Genomic DNA, 21,088 nt, shown 5'->3' on the forward strand with positions numbered 1-21,088 from the left:
GCCCGACACGCGCTCAGGCGGTCGCGATGCGCTCAGGCGGTCGCGATGCGCTCAGGCGTTCGCGATCACCCCGGGCTTCGGGATCGCGTCGACGAGACGCCGGGTATAGGGATGCTCCGGCGCGGCGAGCACGCGCTGCGCCGGCCCCTGCTCGACGAGACGCCCATGCTCGAGCACCGCGACCTCGTCGGCGATCTGCCGCACGAGGCTGAGGTCGTGCGAGATGAAGAGGTACGTGAGGCCCTGCTCATCGCGGAGCCGCATGAGCAGGTCGATGATCTGCGCCTGCACGGTCACGTCCAGCGCCGACGTGGGCTCGTCGAGCACCAGGATCTCGGGCTCGAGGGCGAGTGCTCGTGCGATGGCGACGCGTTGGCGCTGCCCGCCCGAGAGCTCCCGCGGGCGACGGTCGAGCAGTGCGGCGGGCAGGGCCACCGCATCGAGGAGCTCGGCCAGGCGCTGCGATCGCTCACGCCCCGAACCGAGCCGGTGCACTCGCAGCGGCTCCTCGATGCTTCGCCGCACGGTGAACCGCGGGTCGAGGGCCGCGAGCGGGTTCTGGTAGACGAGCTGCACCTGACGCCCGTGACGGGGCCCGCGCGCATCGCGGTCGCCGAGCTCGCGCTCGCCGATGCGGATGCGCCCCGAGTCGAACGGCGTGAGCCCCGCGATCGCTCGGCCGATGGTGGTCTTGCCCGAGCCCGACTCGCCGACCAGCGCGTGCACCGAGCCGGGGCGCACGGCGAACGAGACGCCGTCGACGGCCGGGCTCTCGCTGCCGGGGAACCGCTTGACCAGGTCGGTGACCTCGATCACCGGCTCCGCAGCCGTGGCCCGCTCGTCTGCGTCGGACGCGCCGACCTCCACCTGGTACTTGTCGGGCGCGAGCGCCGGGGCGTTGCGGAAGAGCTCGCGGGTGTACGCGCTGGTGGCGGCGCCCAGCACCTCGGCGGTCGTGCCGTCGTCGACGACCCGGCCGTCGGTGAGCACGACGACCCGGTCGGCGCGCTCGGCCGCGAGGGCAAGGTCGTGCGTGATGAAGAGCACCGAGAGCGAGAGCTCGGCCTGCAGCTCGCCGATGAGGTCGAGGATCGTCTTCTGCACCGTGACGTCGAGCGCGGACGTCGGCTCGTCGGCGATGAGCAGCGGCGGGCGGCCGGCGATCGCCGCCGCGATCAGCACGCGCTGGAGTTGCCCGCCCGACAGCTCGTGCGGGAATGCCCGCGCGGCGCGTTCGGGGTCCCGGATGCCCACCTTCGCGAGCAACTCGATCGTCGCCGCGTGCACGCGCTCGCGCGGGACTCGGGCATGGGTGCGCAGGGCGAACGCGACGCGCCGACCGACGCGCTCGACCGGATCGAGCGACCCGAGCGGATCCTGCGGCACGTATCCGATCGCCGATCCGCGCAACGTCCTCCAATCGCGAGGCCGGAGAGACGTGACATCCCGCCCCGAGATGCGCACCGCGCCCGATTCGATGCGTCCGTTCGCGGGGAGCAGTCCCGCCGCGGCGAGCGCGGTCGTGCTCTTGCCCGACCCCGACTGGCCGACGAGTGCGACGGTGGAGCCGGCGGGCACCTGCAGCGACACCTCGTGCACGACGCGCGCGGCATCGTGCCCGCCGGTGTCGTAGGCGATGGAGAGCCGGTCGAACTCGAGCGCCGGGACGCCGCGGTCCGGATCGCCGCCGGCCGATGTCGACGGCGCCGTCGATGCGGCGATCCGGTCGGTGGTCAGGGTCATCGGTTCACGCTCCTGCTTGCGCCGATGAGCCCGCTCACTCGGCTGATGGACACGACGGTGAGCGCCACGACTGCGCCCGGGAACAGGACGAGCCAGGGCGACGAGGCGATGTACTCGCGGCCCTCGGCCACGAGCAGTCCCCACTCGGGCAGCGGCGGCGGAGCACCGTAGCCGAGGAAGCTGAGGGCGGCGATCCAGAGGATCGAGCCGCCGAACTGCATCGCGGTCATCGACACGACCGGGCCGTACGAGTTCGGCAGCACGTGGTGCAGCAGTACCCGGCCCGGGGAGGAGCCGAGGTGGTGGGCCGCCTCGACGAACCCGAGCGAGCGCACTCGCAGCACTTCCGACCGCATGAGCCGGGCGAACGTCGCCACCGACGCCACACCCACCGCGATGGCGGCGTTGATCGACCCGAACCCGAGCGCGACGACGACGACCATCGACAGCAGCAGGCCGGGGATCGAGAGCAGGACGTCGACGAAACGGCTGACGACGAGGTCGGTGCCGCGACCGAAGTACGCCGCAACGAGCCCGAGGACGGATCCGACGCCGAGGCCGATGACGACGGCGATCAGCGAGGCGAACAACGTTCGCCCGGCGCCGTGCACCACGCGGGTGTAGAGATCGCGACCGAGGTAGTCGGTGCCGAAGGGGTGCTGCAGCGACGGCGCGAGCAGCGTGTTGCCGGGCGATGCGCCGAGGGGGTCGCCCGGTGCGATGATCCACGGGGCGGCGATCGCGATCGCGACGAGGGTCAGGAACCCGATGGCGAGCCAGTCGCTCACCCCGATGGCGCTAAGTCGGGGCCGCTTGGACGTCGCCGGGGCGGGCGAGCCCGCATCGAGGGTGTCGGGCGCGTCGGGCGCGTCGGTCGTGCGGCTGTGCTCGGTGAGGCTCATGCGGCCACCACCTTTCGAGACTGGTCGCTCTGCTCGGTCGACTCGCTCGACTTTCCGGACGTCGATTGGCGAGCGGAGGATCGCGCCGCACTCGCGTTCGTGAGCGAGATGCGCCGGTCGATGAGCGGATAGACGAGGTCGGTCGCGAGGTTCACGAGGGTGAAGACGATCGCGACGAACATGACGACGGCCAGCACCATGGGGCCGTCCTGCGCTCGCACGGCCTGCTCGGTCATGAACCCGAGCCCGGTGCGCGAGAAGATCGTCTCGGCGATGACCGAGCCGGCGAGCAGTTCGCCCACCGTGAGCCCGATGAGCGTGATCGCGGGGATCGAGGCGTTCTTCAGGACGTGACGGGTGGCGATCGACCGCTCGGATACGCCGCCGGCGCGCAGCACCGTCACGAACGGCTCCTTCGCCGATCGATCCAGCCCCTGGATGAGCACCTGCGCGATCGGGGCGTTGACGCCGATCGCCAGCGCGACCGCCGGGAGGATGAGCGACTTGAAGCCCTCGTCGCGAATCGAGGAGAACCATCCGAGTTGATAGGCGAAGATCTGCAGCAGCAGGAGGCCGACGAGGAAGCCGGGCGTGGAGGTCATCACCACGGGCAGCGTGCGGAAGAACGAGCGGATGCTTCGCAGCGGCGCGTAGACGGCGGCGAGCGCGACGGCGAGGGCGAGGGCGACCGCGAACACGAGCGCGATGGATGCGAGCGTCACCGTCTGGCCGATGCCCTGCGCCATGAGGTCGGCGACCGGCCGGCCGCTCGTCAGCGAATAGCCGAAGTCGCCCTGCACTGCCCGGACGACGGCGAGCCGGAACTGCTCGAGGGCCGGTGCGTCGAGGTGGTAGTACGCGAGGATCGCCTGGGCCTGATCCTCGGGGATGGGGTTGAGCGGGTTGTCGATTCGGCTCTGGATCGGATCGCCGGGCAGCAGGAACAGCACGAAGTAGACGAGCACGTAGGTCGCCGCGACGACGAACACCGACTGCGCCAGTCTGCGAAGCAGGGCGGGCCAGCTGAGCATGGGATTCCTTCCAGGATGGGATGCGCCCGGCGCCCGTCGAGACGGGCGCCGGGCCGCGGTCACTTCTTCTCGGTCCAGACGTCGTAGAAGTACGGACGTGCTTCCGCGCTCCACGAGAACCCGTGGAGGTGCGGCTGCAGGACGAACACCTGGGTGTCGTCGATGATCGGCAGCGCGTACGCCTGGTCGACGACGTACTCCTGCAGCTCGGCGAGGATCTCTGCGCGCTGCTCGGGCGTGGTCGCGTGCAGCTGGCTGTCGTACAGCTCCTCGAGCTTCGGGTCTGCCTCGGAGAAGAACCATGCGTTCGACCCGGTGAAGCTGTAGTTCACCCGCTGGCGCACCCACGCGTCGGCCTCGGGCCAGCCGTTGCGGCGCACGCCCACGTTCGGGTCCTTCAGCGCGTTGGAGTAGTTCGCGTAGTCGGTCTCGTCGATGTCGAGCTTCACGCCGATCTGCTTGAGCTGCCACTGGATCAGCTGGAAGAGCGGCTTCGACGTGCTGTCGAAGACATCGACGAAGGTGAGGATGCGAAGTGTCTCGCCGTCGCGCGTGCGGTAGCCGTCGGCGTCGCGGCCGGTGAAGCCCGCCTCGTCGAGGAGCCGGTTCGCCTCGTCGGGGTCGTATCCGAGCTTGGCCGAGAGGTCGACGTACCCGAACGCCGTCGGCGAGACGATGCTCGTGGCCGCGTTCCAGCGGTCGGTGTAGAGATCGTCGACGATCTGCTCGCGGTCGATGCCGACCTGCAGCGCCTTGCGCACGTCGAGCTCGTCGAGGAACGGCGCCTGCTGACGGACATCCCAGATGTTCGCGTTGCCCGCGCCCTGGAGGCCGAGCACCTGGAAGCCCGCGTCCTCGAGCGGCTGCTCCTCGCTCGGCTGCACGTAGCGCAGGAGGTCGGCCTCGCCCGACTTGAGCGTGCCCAGCCGCACGCTGTCCTCGGTCACCGGGATGATGACGATCTCATCGAGGTACGCCTCACCGGTGTGCTCCGAACCCGGGTGCGGCCAGTCGTAGCCCTCGCGCTTGGCGAGCACGATCTCTTCGCCGTACGTCTCGCTCTTCACGTAGAACGGGCCCGAGCCGATGAGGCCCGAGATCTGCGACTGCGCTTCGAGGCTCGCGTCGATGGTCGCGTCGGCGACGAGCGACGTGCGCCAGAACGAGAGCACGGCGAGGAACGGCGCGTACGGCTGGTCGAGGGTCACGGTGACCGTTCGTGTCGCCTCGTCGGCATCGATCGAGACGATCGTCGGGAACCAGTTGTTCGCAGGGATGCCCTTGTCGGCGTCTCCGTTCGCCTGCCACTCGAGGTTGCGCTTCACGCTGGCCACGTCGAGCGGCGTGCCGTCGCTGTAGGTCACGCCGTCGCGGATGACGAACTCGTAGACGAGCCCGTCGTCGCTGATCGTCCAGTCCTCGGCGATCCACGGCTCGAACTCGCCCGTCTCGGGATCGCGATAGATGAGCCGGTCGGTGATGTTCTGCACGTACGCGCTGTCCTGCCAGGTGCCACTCGACTGCAGCTGGGTGTTGGACGACAGTTCGGCGTCGAGGTAGACGATCGAGCCGCCCTCCTTCTCCTGGCTGCCTGCGCCGGGCTGAGCGGGCGCGCAGGCGCCGAGCCCCACGGCGAGGAGTGCGGCGATTGCCGCGCCTGCGACGCGTCGGGTGTACCTGGCCATGCGATGTCTCCTTGTCGGATGGGGCCCTTGCTTCGACGGGCCCCGCGGCGGTGCCGCCCGGGTGAGCGACGTGGAGCCGATGCTAGGGACGCCGCGAGCCGCCCACCCCGACGTTGCCCTCCGTGAACGCGTGTGACCGGAATCCGTCATACGGAGCGTCACACGGCTCAACATGCGGTCACGAGTCGACTCGGAACGTCGCCGGCGACCCGCGTCGCGAGACCTCGGGCTACCGTCTCGGGCATGACTGTGCACGGCATCCGCGACGAGGTCCGGATCGAAGAGGAGACCGATGGTCGGGCGGCGCATCCGGCTCGCACCGATGGTTTCGACGATGCGTTCCGCGCGTTGCTCGAGCGAGTCCGCCCCGGTGCGGCGGACCGCGAGCGCGATCGCGTCCTGCTGTACGACGAGGTCGCCGAGCTGCGCCGGCTCGGATTCACGAGCCTGCGCCTGCCGGCCGAGTTGGGCGGCGCCGGGCTGGGGCTCGAGGACTTCTTCGACCGCCTCATCGACCTGGCGTCCGCCGACCCCAGCCTCGCGCACCTGTATCGGGGTCATATCGCGTTCGTCGAAGGCCTCCGGTACGACGGCATCGACTCAGGTCGCCCGCTCGACGACCACGAAGCGGCGTGGGTCACCCGTATCGCCGCCGGCGACCTCATCGGCAACGCGCAGTCCGAGCGACAGGAGACCGCCGACCTCACGACGACGATCGAGCGCGACGGGGACGACGTCTTCGTGACCGGCACGAAGTACTACACGACGGGCAGCATCTACGCCGATTGGATCCACCTGAGCGCGCTCGACGGCGACGACCGCGTCGGAATCACGGTGGACGCCTCGCACCCGGGTGTGCGCTCGATCGACGACTGGGACGGGTTCGGCCAACTCCTGACCGGCTCGGGCACGACCACGTTCGACCGCGTGCCCGTGCACCCCGGCGACATCGTCGTGCGCGGGGAAGACGAGGGCCGCGGCCACCATCTCGCCGCCGTGTTCCAGCTCGTGCTCCTCGCCGTCGTGGCGGGCATCGCCGACGCGGCGCTGCGCGACACCGTCGCCTTCGTGCGACCGAGGCGCCGCATCTTCGGTTCCGCGGGCGAGACGCTGCCCCGACTCGATCCGCTCGTGCAGGCGACCGTCGGAGAACTGAGCGCGACCGCGCACGCGGCGAGGAGCCTGGTGCTCGCGGAAGCGCGCAAGCTCGACGCCGTGCTCGTGCGACGGGAGACCGGAGACGTGACCGCGGGCGACCTCCGCGATGCGATGCTCGACGTGTTCCGACTGCAGCAGATCGTGCTGCCCCTGGTGCTGGGCGCGTTGACCGAGCTGTTCGAGGTCGGTGGAGCGAGCGCGGTCGGGCGCGGCTTCGCCCTCGACCGGCACTGGCGGAATGCTCGCACGGTCGCCTCGCACAACCCCGCCGTGCAGCGCAAGCGTGCGATCGGGCTGTTCGAACTCGAGGGCACCCTGCCCGAGTGGCGCGCACCCGGCAGATCCGCGACCGCCGAGTCCGTCACCGCCGAGTCCGCGCAGGAGGCATCCGCATGACCGACAAGAAGCCGCTCATCCTCAACCTGTTCGAGATGGCGTGCATCAGCCACATCACGCACGGGCTGTGGCCGCTGCCCGGCAACAACCGGCACCGGTTCGACGAGCTCGGCTACTGGACCGAGCTTGCCGAGATCCTCGAGGACGGCGGGTTCCACGGCGTGTTCCTCGCCGATGTGATCGGTGCCTACGACGTGTTCCGCGGCGGGCCCGAGACGGCACTGCGCGAGGGGCTGCAGTCGCCGAACCTCGACCCGTTGCTCGTCATCCCCGCGATGGCGGCGGTCACGAAGCGGCTCGGCTTCGGCGCCACGTTCTCGACGACGTACGAACCGCCGTTCGCGTTCGCGCGCCGCGCATCGACCCTCGATCACCTCACGAGCGGCCGCTTCGGCTGGAACATTGTGACGAGCTACCTGCCGAATGCGGCACGCAACTTCGGGCTCGAAGGCGAGGTCCCGCATGACCGGCGGTACGAGATCGCCGACGAGTACCTCGACGTGCTCTACAAGCTGTGGGAGGGCTCGTGGGACGACGGCGCGGTCGTCTACGACCGCGAGCAGGGCATCGCCACGGATGCCTCGAAGGTGCGGTACATCGACCACGTCGGTGAGCACTTCCGCGTGGCCGGCCCGCACATCGTGCACCCGTCGAGGCAGCGCACCCCCGTGCTCTACCAGGCCACCGGCTCTCCGGCGGGTATCGAGTTCGCCGGTCGGCACGCCGAGCTCGTCTTCACCGGGGGGCGCACCACTGAAGACTTCCGTCGCAACGCCGCCGAGATGACCGCCTCGGCCGAGCGCCACGGCCGCTCACGCGCCGACCTGAGGTTCATCGTGCAGGCCGGGGTCGTCGTCGGTCGCACCGAGGAGGAGGCGGCCGACAAGTGGCGCACCTACCGCGAGCACGTGAGCCTCGACGGTATCCTCGCCCACTCGGGTCTGCGCGTCGACCTCACGGCCTACCCGCGCGACATCACCGTCGCTGAGGCGGTGCGGCGCTCGGGGGTTCCCGAATCCGAGGTGCCGTTCCTGCCGCTCGACAAGACGGTCGGCGCGGCGCTCGACGGCCTGCAGGGCAGCCGAGAGGGCCGATACTTCGTCGCGGGCACGCCCTCGGTGGTCGCCGACGAGATCGAGCGCTGGCTCGATGACGATGGCGTGGACGGCATCAACCTGCGCCAGTACCACTCGTTCGACACCGCGCGCGACTTCGCCGAGCTCGTCGTGCCCGAGCTTCGCCGTCGAGGCCGGCTCGTCGAGGATTCGGGCGCCCCCACGACGTTGCGCGACCGGCTGTTCGGCCGCGGCGACCGGCTGCCCGATCACCACATCGCGGCTCGTTACCGCGGCGGGGCCAACCTCGACGTGCCGGTGCCGCCGCTGCGTTTCGCCGCGCCGGTGCCGCCCGTTCCGCTCGCCGCCAACTGATCGCCCGCCCGCATCCCGAAGGAGCTACGCATGACCGCCGACTCGCACGCCCCGATCCCCGAGGTCGCCCTCGGCGACGCCCTCGTCGTCCCAGCCCAGGGTTTCGGCGGAATGGCCCTCAGCGGCTCGTACGGGCCGGTCGACCCCGATGTCGCGCTGGCGACGCTGCACCACGCGGTCGACGCCGGAGTGCGGTTCATCGACACCGCGAACATCTACGGCGGCGGCGAGAACGAGCGGCTCGTGGGCCGCCTGCTCGCCGATCGACGCGACGAGGTGGTGCTGGCCACGAAGGTCGGGATCCTGCGGGAGCCCGACGCCGACGGCGTCCGCTTCCGTGGCGACCGCACGTACATCCGCGAGTCGGTACGGTCCAGCCTCGAACGGCTCGGCACGGAGCGCATCGACCTGTACTACCTCCACCGCGTCGACCCGCGCGTGCCGATCGAGGACAGCGTCGGCGCGCTCGCCGAGCTGGTAGCCGAGGGCCTGGTCGACCGCATCGGCGTGAGCGAGGTCACGGCGAGCGAGCTCGAGCGCGCCGTCGCGGTGCATCCGATCGCCGCCGTGCAGAGCGAGTGGTCGCTGTGGAGCCGCGATGTCGAGGCGCAGGTCATCCCAGCGGCACGTCGGCTCGGGGTCGGCTTCGTCGCATACTCGCCGCTTGGACGCGGGTTCTTCGCAGGCGGCGTGGGCGCCGGCCTCGCCGTCGATGATGCGCGCCGGCGGTTCCCCCGGTTCGGCGAGGAGGCGCTCACGCGGAATCTCGAGGCGCTGGCCATCGCCGAGCGTGCAGCGCAGCGCGAGGGCCTCACGCGCGCGCAGCTCGCGCTCGCGTGGCTCTACGCGCGCGGTCGCGAACTGGATGTCCCGGTGGTGCCGATCCCCGGTACGCGTCGCGCCGAGCGCATCGACGAGAACCTCGTCGCGGTGGGGGCGAGCCTTTCGCCCGAGACCGTCGCCGAACTCGATGGGCTCGTCGCGCTCGTCGAGGGCGAGCGGGCGCCGTCGACCAATGGCATCTCGGCGTTCCGTGAGGCGGCACCGGCACCGGCACCGGCAGCGGCAGCGGCACCGGCAGCGGCTGCGGGCTGACTGCGCCCCTGGGCCACGGTTCGGGGGTTAGCCTCGAGGGATGACCACGGAGTCGTCCACCGCGGCGCGAGCCGAGCTCGCGGCACTCGTCGGAAAGAGCGGGATGTTCGCCGAGTGGCGCGACGCCCGGGGCCTGCCCGAGGCGCCCGATCCGCGGCCGGCCGCCGTGCTCATCCTCTTCGGCGTGCTCGACGGGCGCCCTGCCGACCACGACGCACAGGCGCGTGCGGTGTCGCGCGACCTCGACCTGCTGCTGCTCGAACGCGCGGCGACGCTGCGCTCGCACGCGGGGCAGGTCGCGTTCCCGGGCGGGCGGATGGATCCGGGCGACGACGGACCCGTCGCTGCCGCCCTGCGCGAGGCGCGGGAAGAGACCGGCCTCGAAACGTCGGGCGTCGACGTGCTCGGCGCGCTGCCCGAGATCCCGGTTCCGGTGTCGGGTCACGTCGTCACCCCGGTGCTCGGCTGGTGGTCCCGGCAGACGCCGGTCGGGGTGGTCGATGTCGCCGAGTCAGCACACGTGTTCCGCACGCCGGTCGCCGACCTGCTGGATCCCGCCAACCGGTATACGACGGTGCTGCGCCGCGCGGGTCAGGAGTGGCGTGGGCCCGGGTGGCTCGTCACGGTGTCGGGTGTCGAACACCTCGTGTGGGGGTTCACGGCGGGCGTGCTCGACGCCCTGCTCGATGCGCTCGGTTGGACCGAGCCGTGGGACCGAACGCGCGAACTCGAGCTGCCGTAGCCATCCGCTGGTCGAGTAGGGAGCGCAGCGACCGTATCGAGACCTCGTGACCTGCCCTCGGTTCCAGCGGCGGGTCACCGGGTCTCGATACGCGCTTCGCGCTACTCGACCAGCGGTAGGCGCCGCTACAGCTCGGTCTCGGCGGGCTCGGATGCCACGAGCTCGAACACGCCCTCGACGATCTCGTCGGGGCGGAACGGGTACTTCTCGATCTCGGCCTGGTCGCTGATGCCGGTGAGCACCAGCACAGTGTGCAGGCCCGCCTCGATGCCGGCGACGATGTCGGTGTCCATGCGGTCGCCGATCATCGCGGTGTTCTCGGAATGCGCGCCGATCTTGTTCAACGCCGACCGGAACATCATCGGGTTCGGCTTGCCGACGACGTACGGCTCCTTGCCCGTCGCTTTGGTGATGAGCGCGGCGATCGCTCCGGTGGCGGGCAGCGGACCGTCGGCGCTCGGGCCCGTGGCATCCGGATTGGTCACGATGAACCGAGCGCCGCGCCCGATGAGCCTGATCGCCTTGGTGATCGCGTCGAACGAGTAGTTGCGGGTCTCGCCGACGACGACGAAGTCGGGGTCGGTCTCGGTCATCACGAAGCCCGCCTCGTGCAGCGCGGTGAGGATGCCGGCCTCGCCGATGACGAACGCCGACCCGCCGGGCACCTGCTGCTTCAAGAAGTCAGCCGTTGCGAGCGCCGACGTCCACAGCCGGTCTTCGGGCACGTTGAGCCCCGACGCGCGCAGCCGCGCCGAGAGGTCGCGCGCGGTGAAGATCGAGTTGTTCGTGAGCACCAGATAGGGCGTGCCCGTGTCCTCCCACTGCTGCAGCAGCTCGGCGGCACCCGGCAGGGCGTGGTTCTCGTGCACGAGCACGCCGTCCATGTCGGTCAGCCAGCACTCGACCTCGTCGCGTCGTCCCATGCCTCAAGCGTAGGGCGAAGGCTCGCGCCGTCGCGCGCGGCGAGCACGTCGGCGACCGCGTCGGTGATCGGCAGGCCGGTGGCGCGCTCCACGAACAGCCAGGAGCCGGAGGGGTCGAGGTCGAGCAGCACGTGGCGTCCGTCGGCGGTGCGGCGCAGGTCGACCGTCGTGATGCCGAGGCCGAGTCGGCGGGCGAGTCCGACGAGCGCCGCGCCGAGGCTGCCGGGCAGCTCGGCCGGGCGAATGAGGGCCGGTTCGCGGCCGCGTCGCAGCTCCCACGGGCGCAGCGTGCCCGACCCGTCGACCTCGGCGGCGAACACCTCGTCGCCCGCGACCGTGACGCGCAGGTCGACGCCGTCGACGTACTCCTGCAGCAGAGTGGGCGAGTGGCGAACGCGGTCGAGGACGGTCAGGTCGGATGCCTCGAGCCGATGCGTCTCGCCGGTGCCGGTGTGCGGGCGCAGCGATTTCGTCACCACGCCGGCGACGCGATGGCGTATGGCGAAGGCGCGGGCCCGGTCGGGGTCGCGGGTGACGATCGTGTGCGGCAGGGCGAAGCCGAGTTCGGCGGCGGCGGTCCACTGCACGAGGGTGTGGCGGGCCGCGTCCTCGGCGGCGGGCGGGTTGAGCCAGTCGATCGAAAGCGATGCGATCACGCCTTCGAGCACCTCGTGCGGAACATGATCGGCGGGTGCCACGGGCCCCGGCCGGCGCCACCAGCCGACCGTGGCACGGGCGAGGTCGACGGGGTCGGTGGCAGCCGGGTCATCCGAGTGGGGCTCAGTGCCCGTGTGCAGGGTGAGCTCGGGGTGGTGGCCGGCGCCGAATGCGAGTTCGAGCGATCCCGCGCCGGCCAGGTCGGCCGTGTCGAGTCGCACGACCTTGACGCCGGTGTCGCGCAGGCAGTCGGCGACGGCGACGGCGTGGGCGTCGTCGCGCCCGGCTGCGATCAGGATCATGCGACGGCTCCGCGATCGTCGCCGTAGGGTGCGAACTGCGGGTGCATGGGTCCTCCGTTCCGGAGCCGGGCGGGTCGTTCCGCGGCCGATGCGTCGATCCTTCCGCGGCGTCGGCAGCGAGGCATCCGGGATGTCCCTGAGGCGCGTTGCGCCGGTCGAGGAGCGTCCGACCGAGTCGGACGCGTCTCGAGACCGCCTCGCGTTGATCCCGACCTCCGTCGTCGCTGCGCGCCGCTGCTCCTCGACCAGCAGCCCGGCAGCCGCGGCTACGCTGTGAGCCAGATGGCCGACGCGACTTCGCGCGCCAGGCTGCGACCGGATGCCTCGGCGCCGGCCTTCACTGTCACCGCGTCGGCCGAGACATCTGTCACCTGCAGCACGACGCCGGGGCCGATGCCGGCCACGTCGAGTTCGCGCAGCACCGCGCCGTCGCGGTCGCTGATGCGGATCACCCGCCCGAGGTGACCCGGCTCGGCCTCGGCGAGCAGCACGAACGGCTCACGCGAGACGGTGCCGTCGCGGTGGGGGATGGGGTCGCCGTGCGGATCGACCCGTGGGCGCCCGAGCCGGGCGTCGATCGCCTCGAGCAGCCGGTCGCTGAGGGCGTGCTCGAGCACCTCGGCCTCGTCGTGCACCTCGTCCCACGCGTAGCCCATCTCGCGCACGAGCCAGGTCTCGACGAGGCGGTGCCGGCGCACCACCGCGAGCGCCTGCCGGCGCCCCTCGTCGGTGAGCCGCACCGCCCGATACGGCGCATGCGACACCAGTCCCTGCGCGGCCATCTTCTTCACCATCTCGGTGACACTCGACGGCGCGACGCCGAGCTTCGACGCCAGCACCGACGGCGTGATGGGGTCGGGCTGCCACTCGGTGTGCGCATACACCGTCTTCAGGTAGTCCTCGATCGCGGGACTCGGGCTGCCGGGCATCGAGGTCAGGATACCGGCGGACGCGCCTCGCGCTCAGCCGTCGACCCGCTCAGATGCACAGCGGCTCGCCGAGGTCGATGCTCTCGCCGTCGACGGTGATCGCGCCGACCGCGCAGAGCCGGGTCTGCGGCGTCGGCCGCACGACGAGCGTCGTATACGCCCCCTGCACGTTCGGCTCGGTCGCGCTCTGCCGGTCGGGACCCTGCGGAGCGGTCTCGGGATAGATCGAGACGGTCACGCTGTTGCCCGACACCTGCTCGTCGTAGCGGGTGACGCGGCCCCAGCCGGCGTAGCACTTGTTCGACCAGATGATCTCGAGCCGGGTGTGGTTCGTGCGGTCCGAGCTCGTGGCGACCTCGGCGTCGTTCACGCACGGCGTGAGCGCCGGATCGACGCCGTTGTGCACGTTGATCTGCGCGCGGGGGTTGATCGGGGCATCCGTCAGCTCTTTGATCGCAGCCTCGCGGGCCTCGGCGCGCGCCTGATCGAGTGCGGCGGCGGTGACCGCGGCGCTCACGCCCGCGCTCGCCAGGGTTCCGAGCACGAACGCGCCGGCGACCAGGGCGGCGATCGCGCCACGCCTGAGCGGCCGGCGGGCGGTCGAACCCGCGCGCGGCTCACGGTCGGCCTCCGTCGCGGATGCACCCGGGCTGGATGCACCCGGGCTGGATGCGTCAGCGCTGGATCGTTGGGCGCTGGATCGTTGGGCGCTGGATGCTTGGGCATCGCTCGTCACACGGCCAGACGTCGCGGTGGCGAGCGTCGCGGCACTCCCCGTCGCGATCGCGTCGCGGCGGCGCACCCAGCGAGCGGGATCCTCTCCGCAGGCTCGCACGACCCGGTCGACGGTGCGCGCCGAGGGCAGCTGCCGCCCAGCGAACGCGTCCGAAAGCACGGTCTTCGAGATGCCCGTGTCGTGCTGCAGCTTGCCGAGCGTGGGACTGCCGGCGGCCAGGCGCAGGGCGCGCAGGTCGGAGGCGAGCGCGGCGATGTCGTCGTTCGGGGTGGCGTCGGCCATCGGATGTTCCTCCGGAATGCGCGGTCGCTGCCGACGGGGTTCGGCTGCCGTTTCATCCTCCATCGGCGAGTCGGCGGTGCGCGGCGTACCCGTGACGCCAGTTCGGGGGTCGGGTCGACCGGATTCCGGGTGCGTTCGGTTCTTCCGGTTCGGTCGTCTCCGAACTCGCGCGGGCGGCCGGTCTCTGGTTGAGTCGAGGTGGGCAGTACGCCGCACGCACAGGCCAGGACGGGGCAGGCCGGGGAAGGGGGTCGTGTGAGTCCGTACCGCGACCGCTCCGCCGCGTGGGAGGCGCTGTTCTCGCGCACGACACCGCCCGAGGTGCTCGCCGCGATCGCCGAGCTGCATCCCGAGTTCCGCGCGACGGTGGCTCGGCATCCCAATTCGCCCGGCCGTACCGGCGCGGGGCGCGAACCGGTCGGGTCGCGCCGGGTCGTCTCCCTCGCCGACGGCGACGGGCTCGGCGTGCCGCTCGTGCCGAGTGGCCGCCGCCGCCCGGGTCGAGGGATTCGACGGGGCGCACGCCCTGCGACTCCGGCCGCGCCGGCGCTGCTCGTCGTGGCGGCCGCGTCGGCGCTCGTCGGGGTCGTCGTGGTGGCCGTGCTCATCGTCGCCTGACGCGGCCCGTCGGATGGGCCGGGTCGGTGCTCGCTCGCGGGCTATGCGCCCGTGAACACCAGCCAGAGCAGCAGCGCGTTCAGGGCGATCAGGAAGACGGATGACGCGACGCCCGCTGCGGTCGTGGCCCAGTGGTTGCGCCACCGCCCGAGCAGGCCCGCCTGCGCCGTCAGCGCGATCAAGGGGATGAGCGCGAACGGGATGCCGAACGACAGCACGACTTGGCTGAGCACGAGCGAGAGAGTCGGGTCGAATCCGAGCGCGAGGATGACCAGCGCCGGCACGAGGGTGATGAGCCGCCGCAGCATCAGCGGGATGCGCACGCGCAGCAGGCCGTGCATGATCTCGGCGCCGGCGTAGGCGCCGACGCTCGTCGATGCGAGTCCTGACGCGAGCAGCCCCACCGCGAACAGCGTCGCGATGACGGGCCCGAGCGATGCGCCGATCGCGGCGTACGCGCCCTCGAGCGAGTCGGTGCCCTCGACGCCCGCGAGGTTCACCGCGGCCAGCAGCAGGATGCACAGGTTCACGGTGCCGGCGATCGCCATCGCCACGGTCACGTCGACGCGGGTCGCGCGCACCAGCAGGTCGGTCGGCAGCGTCGTCGATGTTCCCGGAGGACGCGGCGCATCCGGCGCATCCAGTGCTGCCGCCTCCACTCGCATCGAGTGGGCGGGGAACGCGCCTTGTTCGCGCGGGTGGCGCGTTTCTTGCCCGTTCGATTCAGAGGCGGGCAGGGCCGTGGTTCCGCCTCGCACGAACCGGTCGCGGCTCAGCGCCGAGTGGGCGTAGATCGCATGCGGCATGATCGTCGCGCCGAGGATGGATGCCGCGAGCAGCACCGAGTTCGCGTCCTCGAACCGGGGCACGAGGCCCGCGGCGAGCCCGGCTGGGTCGGGGGGCGCGATGAACACGCCGACCGTGAAGCCGACCGCGATGATCACGAGCAGCCCCATGATCACGAACTCGAACGGTCGCGCGCCGCGCCGCTGCTGCAGCACGAGCAGCCCGACCGAGACCGCTCCCGTGATCAGCCCGCCCCAGAGGAGGGGCACGCCGAACAGCAGGTTGAGCGCGACCGCGCCGCCGATCACCTCGGCGAGGTCGGTGGCCATCGCGACGAGTTCGGCCTGCAGCCAATACGCGCGTCGCGCCCACCGGTTGCGCAGCCGCGCGCCGAGCACCTCGGGCAGGCTGCGGCCGGTGACGATGCCGAGCTTCGCCGACAGGTACTGGATGAGCCACGCCATGACGTTGCCGATGACCACGACCCACACCAGCAGGTAGCCGTATTGCGCTCCGGCGGTCATGTTGCTCGCGACGTTGCCGGGGTCGAGGTAGGCGACGCCCGCGACCAGTGCAGGCCCCAGTAGCCAGGCCACGCGCGGCACGGATGCGGCGCGGTCGCGCGTGCGAGGGGACCGGGTGTCGACGTCGACAGTTTTCGGCATACCGAAACCCTACTGGGTTTTCGGTATACCGAAAACCCGAACACACGTGTCGGGGACGCTCGTTGTCGCTCCGGGGCTGCGCAGGCGACAACAAGCGACCTCGACCTCGACCTCGACTTGGGCGGGAGCGGGCCTGCGGGCGGCGGTGCGCGGGTAGCGTGGGCGGGTGGACCACGAACACGAGGATGACCCGGAGCACGCCGAGCCCGCCCTCGCGCACGGCGTGGGCCCGTGGCCGGGCGGCGAGGCCGCCTGGCCCGACGATCCGCGCTACGACCCCGAGCTGCTGCGTGCCGGCGACCGGCGCAACGTCGTCGACCGCTACCGCTACTGGCGCATGGACGCGATCGTCGCCGACCTCGATGAGCGCCGGCACCCGTTCCACATCGCGATCGAGAACTGGCAGCACGACCTGAACATCGGCTCGATCGTGCGCACCGCGAACGCGTTCGCCGCCGACACCGTGCACATCATCGGTCGCCGGCGCTGGAACAAGCGGGGCGCGATGGTCACCGACCGCTATCAGCACCTGCAGTACCACGAGGATGTCGCGGGCTTCGCCGCGTGGGCGCACGAGGCATCCGTGCCGATCATCGCGGTCGACAACGTGCCGGGCTCGGTGCCGATCGAGGCGTTCGACTGGCCCGAGCGCTGCGTGCTCCTGTTCGGCCAGGAGGGCCCGGGCTCGACGCCCGAGGCGCTCGCCGCGGCCGACGCGATCGTCGAGATCACCCAGTACGGCTCGACCCGTTCGCTCAACGCGAGCGCGGCGGCCGCGATCGCGATGCACTCGTGGGTGCTGCGCTGGGCGGCGCGGGCAGCGGGCTCCTGACGCGTCTCGCGGCAGACTGTGCTCGTGCCCGTGATCGACAACGCCATCTACCGGGACGGCGCTCGCGTCCTCAGCCCGGCGAGCCTCGAGGAGACCTTCGAGGCCCTCGATGAGCATGGCGGCTTCGCTTGGATCGGCCTCTACCGGCCGACCGATGCCGAGCTGGAGTCCGTCGCGCGGGAGTTCGACCTGCATGGCCTCGCCGTCGAGGACGCCGGCAAGGGGCACCAGCGGGCGAAGCTCGAACGATACGGCGACACGCTGTTCGTCGTGCTGCGCCCCGCCCGCTACCTGGACGACGCGGAGGAGGTGGAGTTCGGGGAGGTGCATCTCTTCATCGGGGACACGTTCGCGGTGAGCGTTCGCCGCGCCGAGTCGCCCGATCTCTCGCGTGTGCGCCGCCGCCTCGAGACTGACCCCGACCTGTTGCGCAAGGGGCCCGAGGCGGTGCTCTACGCCGTGCTCGACGAGGTCGTCGATGAGTACGGCCCGGTCGTGGCCGGCCTCGAGAACGACATCGACGAGATCGAGGACCAACTGTTCTCGGGGGATCCCGCGGTGACTCGGCGCATCTACGACCTCGCGAGCGAGGTGATGGAATTCCAGCGGGCGACCGGGCCGCTGCTCGACATGTTCGTCGCGCTCGAGGGCGGTTTCGAGAAGTACGACATCGACGTCGAGCTGCGGCGGTACCTGCGCGACGTGAACGATCACGTGATCCGCGTCGTCGAGCGCGGCGAGGGGTTCCGGCAGCTGCTGCAGAACGCTCTCTCGGTGCACGCCACGCTCGTCACCCAGCGCCAGAACGACGAGATGCGCTCGCTCACCGAGGCGAGCTACGCGCAGGCCGAGCAGTCGAAGAAGGTCGCGAGCTGGGCAGCGATCATCTTCGCGCCGTCGCTCATCGCGGGTATCTACGGCATGAACTTCGCGCACATGCCCGAGCTCGAGTGGTGGCTCGGCTATCCGTTCGCGCTCGCGCTCATGGCCGGGTTCGCCGGGGTGCTCTACCTCGTGTTCCGGTCGCGGAAGTGGCTGTAACACCCTGTTGACACATGGTCAAGAGTGACGCGTATTCTGCGACCCTTGACACGCTCCCGCGCCCGGCCGGTAGGCATAGCGCATGAGACGCACTCGGCACCACGAATCGGTTCCACGTCTGCAGCGACCCCGTCGGGGGCCGCTCCTCATCGGCGCGGCCCTCGCGGCCCTGCCCCTCGCTCTCGGCGGCATCACCGCGCCCGCCGCCTGGGCCGCCGACGCGATCACGCTCGAAGGCGGCGTGAGCGCTCCCGTGTTCGACTACGACGACGCGATCCGCGAGCGGGTCTACATCCCGGTCGCGGGCGTCGACCAGGATCTCGACGGCCAAGACGACGTCACCCGCATCGAGATCATCCGTCCGGCCGAGTCCGACGACGGGCTCGAAGTGCCCGCCATCATCGACCCGAGTCCGTACTACACGACGCTCGGGCGGGGCAACGAGAGCGAATTCATCTCCGACACCGACGCCGACGGCCTGAACGACTCGTGGCCGCTGTTCTACGACAACTACTTCGTGCCGCGCGGGTACGCGGTGATCCTCGCGCAGATGGACGGCACCGCCGGGTCGACCGGATGCCCGATGCACGGCGGGCCCGGAGACATCCAGAGCATGAAGGTCGTGATCGACTGGCTGCAGGGCCGGGTCGAGGGCACCAACGCCGCCGGCGAGGCCGTGACGGCCGACTGGCACAACGGCAAGGCCGCGATGATCGGCAAGTCGTACGACGGCACGCTCGCCAACGGCGTCGCCGCCACGGGCGTCGAGGGCTTGACCACCATCGTGCCGATCTCGGCGATCTCGAACTGGTACGGCTACTCGCGCACCGGCGGCGTCGCCCACAACACGAACTACCCGTCGGGCCTCGCGAACACGGTCACGAATCCCGAGCGGCGGTCGCTATGCGCCCCGACTCGCACGCTGCTGAACGGCATCGACGGCGACGAGTCGGGCGACGTCAACCCGTTCTGGGCCGAGCGCGACTACCGCACCTCGATCGACGACCTGCACGCGTCGGTGTTCGTCGTGCACGGGCTGAACGACGACAACGTGCGCATGAGTCAGGTCGGCGACTATTGGAGCGCGCTCGCCGAGCGCGACGTGCCGCGCAAGATCTGGCTCGCGAAGGTCGGCCACGTCGACCCGTTCGACTTCCGTCGCGCCGAGTGGGTCGACACGCTGCACCGCTGGTTCGACCACTGGCTGCTCGACATCGACAACGGCATCATGGACGAGCCGCAGGCCACGGTCGAGACCGCGCCCGAGCAGTACGAGGATGTCGCGAGCTGGCCGGTTCCGGGCACCGAACCGGTCGACGTCTACCTGGGCGCGACCGCGCCGGGTGCCGCCGGTGCGCTGCGCTTGCAGGCGGCGGCCGAGCCTGCGTCGCTGTCGTTCACCGGGCCGACCGGGTCGATCACCGAGGGAAATGCGATCAACACGCCGGCCGGCTCGCAGGCCCAGCGACTGGTGTTCCTGTCGGAGCCCCTGACGACCGACCTGCGCATCTCGGGTACCGCCCGGGTCGAGCTCGCGGCGTCGCTCGGGGTCACCCAGGCGAACCTGTCGGCCTTGCTCGTCGACTACGGCCCGTCGACGCCGACGCCCCGTACGGGCGAGGGTGTGCAGAACACCACGACGACGACCTGCTGGGGCGCCGAGAGCGACGCCGACGATGCGTGCTACCTCGAGGTCGCCCGCCGCACGTCGACGGTCGACACCTGGCGGGTCACCCGGGGCGCGCTCGACACATCGAACCGCGAGTCGCTGATCGAGGGCGAGGGCACGCCGGTCGTCGCCGGCCAGCCCTACGCGTTCTCGTGGCCGCTCGAACCGTATGACACCACGTTCGCCGCCGGTCACCGCATCGGCGTCGTGGTGACGACGAACCTCTCGGGCTACAACATCGGCGGCACGGGAAGCGCGACCGTCACGGTCGACGCGGCGACGAGCCGCGTGGTTCTGCCCGTGGTCGGCGGGATCGGCGCGGCGGCCGCGGCAGGCGGCCTCGGAGTCCCGGCCCCGGTATCGCTGTCGTTCGAGGTCGGCGACCGGGGCGAGCCGATCGAGCCGCAGTCGGTCGCGTTCGGCACGGCACCCGTCGCGCCGGCCGATCCGGTGTCGGCAGACGGCTGGTGGCTGTTCGACGGCTGGTACACCGATGCGGCGCTCACCACGCCGTTCGACTTCGCCGCACCGCTCGTCGCGGACGCCACCGCGTACGCGAAGTGGAAGCCCGCCGACGCGACGGCCCCAGGCAAGGGCACGCTGTCGAACACGAGCGGGTGGGCGTACGGCCTGCACGACGGCACGTTCGAAGTGGTCATGAACCTGTGGTGGGGCGTGCCGGGCCGCGAGCTGCGGCTCTACGAGAACGGCGTGCTCGTGAGCACGCAGGCGCTCACCCCCACCGGCACCTCGCAAGAGGCACGGGTGGCGTTCACCGGCAAGCCGAACGGCACCTACGTCTACACCGCAGAGCTCGTCAACTCGCGCGGCGCGACGGCGGCGAGTTCGACCACGGTGAAGGTCACGGATGCAGCTCCGGCCAAGCCCGTGGTGTCGCACGACAACTGGGATCGAGACGGCGTGTTCACGGTCACCGCGAACCTGTGGTGGGGCACGAACGCGACGTCGTACCGGTTCCTCCTCGACGGGGTCGAGGTGGGCTCGGGCGAGCTGACGGCGGCGACGCCGGCCGCGCAGGCGGCCACGGTCGCGCTGACGGGTGTCGCGCCCGGCGCGCACACGCTCGTCGCGGTGTTCGCGAACGCGAACGGCGAGACGGCGTCCGCGCCAGTGAAGGTGGAGGTGCGCTGACCGGGGTGCGCAGCCTCGACCGGCTCCCGCCCACCAGGGCGGGAGCCGGTTGCGCGCCGCCTACCCGATGAGGCTCGGCTGCAGGTCGCGCACCGTGCGGAAGTGCGTCATGCGCGTCACACCGATCGCCCTCGCGATGCTGTTGGCCGTCGCAGGCGCAGTGCTCCTGCTGCGCCGTCGGTCGCAGGCCGGGTCGCGTTCCGAGCACTGATCGTCCACGGGAACGGGCGTCGCGGCGGCGCGGCGCCTGTTCCGCTCCTCGGGGCTCAGCCGCACTGCCCGTCACCACTTCGTGCGGCCGGCATGAGTGCGCG

Annotated in this window: 17 protein-coding genes; 8 read left to right on the plus strand and 9 right to left on the minus strand. The window is 71.1% G+C overall.

Features of this window, described 5'->3' with window-relative positions; genetic code table 11:
- Positions 1–51: 51 nt before the first annotated feature.
- Genes FLP10_RS10125 through FLP10_RS10140 form a run of 4 tightly spaced genes read right to left on the minus strand, consistent with a single transcriptional unit; the run spans position 52 to position 5,361 of the window.
- On the minus strand, positions 52–1,743 hold the full coding sequence (locus FLP10_RS10125; RefSeq protein ID WP_149160742.1) for a dipeptide ABC transporter ATP-binding protein: 1,692 nt from the start codon (positions 1,741–1,743) through the stop codon (positions 52–54).
- On the minus strand, positions 1,740–2,645 hold the full coding sequence (locus FLP10_RS10130) for an ABC transporter permease (protein ID WP_149160743.1): 906 nt from the start codon (positions 2,643–2,645) through the stop codon (positions 1,740–1,742). Before FLP10_RS10130 ends, FLP10_RS10125 begins: the two co-directional genes overlap by 4 nt.
- Entirely contained in the window at positions 2,642–3,676 is a 1,035-nt protein-coding gene (locus tag FLP10_RS10135) for an ABC transporter permease (RefSeq protein ID WP_210418375.1), read from the minus strand. Before FLP10_RS10135 ends, FLP10_RS10130 begins: the two co-directional genes overlap by 4 nt.
- Positions 3,677–3,735: 59 nt before the next feature.
- On the minus strand, positions 3,736–5,361 hold the full coding sequence (locus tag FLP10_RS10140; protein WP_168209161.1) for an ABC transporter substrate-binding protein: 1,626 nt from the start codon (positions 5,359–5,361) through the stop codon (positions 3,736–3,738).
- A 243-nt stretch (positions 5,362–5,604) separates the two neighbouring features.
- Here FLP10_RS10140 and FLP10_RS10145 point away from each other — a divergent pair, with 243 nt between their 5' ends.
- Genes FLP10_RS10145 through FLP10_RS10160 form a run of 4 tightly spaced genes read left to right on the plus strand, consistent with a single transcriptional unit; the run spans position 5,605 to position 10,182 of the window.
- Positions 5,605–6,915: an acyl-CoA dehydrogenase family protein gene (locus FLP10_RS10145; RefSeq protein WP_149160745.1), complete on the plus strand. Its 1,311-nt coding sequence runs from the start codon at positions 5,605–5,607 to the stop codon at positions 6,913–6,915.
- The gene (locus FLP10_RS10150; RefSeq protein WP_149160746.1) at positions 6,912–8,345 is read left to right on the plus strand and encodes an NtaA/DmoA family FMN-dependent monooxygenase; all 1,434 of its coding nucleotides are present in this window, start codon (positions 6,912–6,914) and stop codon (positions 8,343–8,345) included. The genes FLP10_RS10145 and FLP10_RS10150 overlap by 4 nt, the downstream gene beginning before the upstream one ends.
- Positions 8,346–8,375: 30 nt before the next feature.
- On the plus strand, positions 8,376–9,440 hold the full coding sequence (locus tag FLP10_RS10155) for an aldo/keto reductase (RefSeq protein ID WP_149160747.1): 1,065 nt from the start codon (positions 8,376–8,378) through the stop codon (positions 9,438–9,440).
- A gap of 40 nt (positions 9,441–9,480) precedes the next feature.
- The gene (locus FLP10_RS10160; protein ID WP_149160748.1) at positions 9,481–10,182 is read left to right on the plus strand and encodes an NUDIX hydrolase; all 702 of its coding nucleotides are present in this window, start codon (positions 9,481–9,483) and stop codon (positions 10,180–10,182) included.
- A gap of 125 nt (positions 10,183–10,307) precedes the next feature.
- Here the strand turns inward: FLP10_RS10160 and FLP10_RS10165 are convergent, their stop codons facing one another.
- From FLP10_RS10165 to FLP10_RS10180, 4 genes are all read right to left on the minus strand, one after another.
- Positions 10,308–11,105 carry an HAD-IIA family hydrolase gene (locus FLP10_RS10165; RefSeq protein WP_149160749.1) on the minus strand — a complete coding sequence of 266 codons (798 nt, stop codon included), beginning with the start codon at positions 11,103–11,105 and terminating at the stop codon, positions 10,308–10,310.
- Positions 11,072–12,064 (minus strand): ATP-grasp domain-containing protein, encoded by a 993-nt coding sequence (locus FLP10_RS10170; protein ID WP_149160750.1) that lies wholly within the window; start codon positions 12,062–12,064, stop codon positions 11,072–11,074. The genes FLP10_RS10165 and FLP10_RS10170 overlap by 34 nt, the downstream gene beginning before the upstream one ends.
- 266 nt (positions 12,065–12,330) lie before the next feature.
- Positions 12,331–12,993 carry a metal-dependent transcriptional regulator gene (locus FLP10_RS10175; protein ID WP_149160751.1) on the minus strand — a complete coding sequence of 221 codons (663 nt, stop codon included), beginning with the start codon at positions 12,991–12,993 and terminating at the stop codon, positions 12,331–12,333.
- 49 nt (positions 12,994–13,042) lie between these two features.
- Positions 13,043–14,011: a DUF2690 domain-containing protein gene (locus tag FLP10_RS10180; protein WP_168209162.1), complete on the minus strand. Its 969-nt coding sequence runs from the start codon at positions 14,009–14,011 to the stop codon at positions 13,043–13,045.
- A gap of 255 nt (positions 14,012–14,266) precedes the next feature.
- Between FLP10_RS10180 and FLP10_RS10185 the strand changes: the two genes are divergently transcribed.
- Entirely contained in the window at positions 14,267–14,629 is a 363-nt protein-coding gene (locus FLP10_RS10185; RefSeq protein WP_168209163.1) for a variant leucine-rich repeat-containing protein, read from the plus strand.
- Between the two features lie 41 nt (positions 14,630–14,670).
- Here the strand turns inward: FLP10_RS10185 and FLP10_RS10190 are convergent, their stop codons facing one another.
- The gene (locus tag FLP10_RS10190; RefSeq protein WP_149160754.1) at positions 14,671–16,080 is read right to left on the minus strand and encodes an Nramp family divalent metal transporter; all 1,410 of its coding nucleotides are present in this window, start codon (positions 16,078–16,080) and stop codon (positions 14,671–14,673) included.
- A gap of 166 nt (positions 16,081–16,246) precedes the next feature.
- Between FLP10_RS10190 and FLP10_RS10195 the strand changes: the two genes are divergently transcribed.
- The 3 genes from FLP10_RS10195 to FLP10_RS10205 all read left to right on the plus strand — a co-directional run bounded on the left by FLP10_RS10195 (position 16,247) and on the right by FLP10_RS10205 (position 20,774).
- Entirely contained in the window at positions 16,247–16,912 is a 666-nt protein-coding gene (locus FLP10_RS10195; protein ID WP_149160755.1) for an RNA methyltransferase, read from the plus strand.
- A gap of 24 nt (positions 16,913–16,936) precedes the next feature.
- Positions 16,937–17,953 carry a magnesium and cobalt transport protein CorA gene (locus FLP10_RS10200; protein WP_149160756.1) on the plus strand — a complete coding sequence of 339 codons (1,017 nt, stop codon included), beginning with the start codon at positions 16,937–16,939 and terminating at the stop codon, positions 17,951–17,953.
- A gap of 82 nt (positions 17,954–18,035) precedes the next feature.
- Positions 18,036–20,774, plus strand: a complete 2,739-nt coding sequence (locus tag FLP10_RS10205) for a CocE/NonD family hydrolase (protein WP_149160757.1) — start codon at positions 18,036–18,038, stop codon at positions 20,772–20,774.
- The last annotated feature ends 314 nt before the right edge of the window (positions 20,775–21,088 follow it).

Origin of the sequence: Agromyces intestinalis (assembly GCF_008365295.1) — a bacterium.
GTDB lineage: Bacteria > Actinomycetota > Actinomycetes > Actinomycetales > Microbacteriaceae > Agromyces > Agromyces intestinalis.

Bases quoted from the DNA above. Each gene is read 5' to 3' on its own strand.
- FLP10_RS10140 (WP_168209161.1), bottom strand. From the start codon at position 5,361: ATGGCCAGGTACACCCGACGCGTCGCAGGCGCGGCAATCGCCGCACTC.
- FLP10_RS10125 (WP_149160742.1), bottom strand. From the start codon at position 1,743: ATGACCCTGACCACCGACCGGATCGCCGCATCGACGGCGCCGTCGACA.
- FLP10_RS10170 (WP_149160750.1), bottom strand. From the start codon at position 12,064: ATGATCCTGATCGCAGCCGGGCGCGACGACGCCCACGCCGTCGCCGTC.
- FLP10_RS10155 (WP_149160747.1), top strand. From the start codon at position 8,376: ATGACCGCCGACTCGCACGCCCCGATCCCCGAGGTCGCCCTCGGCGAC.
- FLP10_RS10130 (WP_149160743.1), bottom strand. From the start codon at position 2,645: ATGAGCCTCACCGAGCACAGCCGCACGACCGACGCGCCCGACGCGCCC.
- FLP10_RS10175 (WP_149160751.1), bottom strand. From the start codon at position 12,993: ATGCCCGGCAGCCCGAGTCCCGCGATCGAGGACTACCTGAAGACGGTG.
- FLP10_RS10190 (WP_149160754.1), bottom strand. From the start codon at position 16,080: ATGCCGAAAACTGTCGACGTCGACACCCGGTCCCCTCGCACGCGCGAC.
- FLP10_RS10205 (WP_149160757.1), top strand. From the start codon at position 18,036: ATGAGACGCACTCGGCACCACGAATCGGTTCCACGTCTGCAGCGACCC.
- FLP10_RS10135 (WP_210418375.1), bottom strand. From the start codon at position 3,676: ATGCTCAGCTGGCCCGCCCTGCTTCGCAGACTGGCGCAGTCGGTGTTC.
- FLP10_RS10150 (WP_149160746.1), top strand. From the start codon at position 6,912: ATGACCGACAAGAAGCCGCTCATCCTCAACCTGTTCGAGATGGCGTGC.
- FLP10_RS10165 (WP_149160749.1), bottom strand. From the start codon at position 11,105: ATGGGACGACGCGACGAGGTCGAGTGCTGGCTGACCGACATGGACGGC.
- FLP10_RS10180 (WP_168209162.1), bottom strand. From the start codon at position 14,011: ATGGCCGACGCCACCCCGAACGACGACATCGCCGCGCTCGCCTCCGAC.
- FLP10_RS10160 (WP_149160748.1), top strand. From the start codon at position 9,481: ATGACCACGGAGTCGTCCACCGCGGCGCGAGCCGAGCTCGCGGCACTC.
- FLP10_RS10145 (WP_149160745.1), top strand. From the start codon at position 5,605: ATGACTGTGCACGGCATCCGCGACGAGGTCCGGATCGAAGAGGAGACC.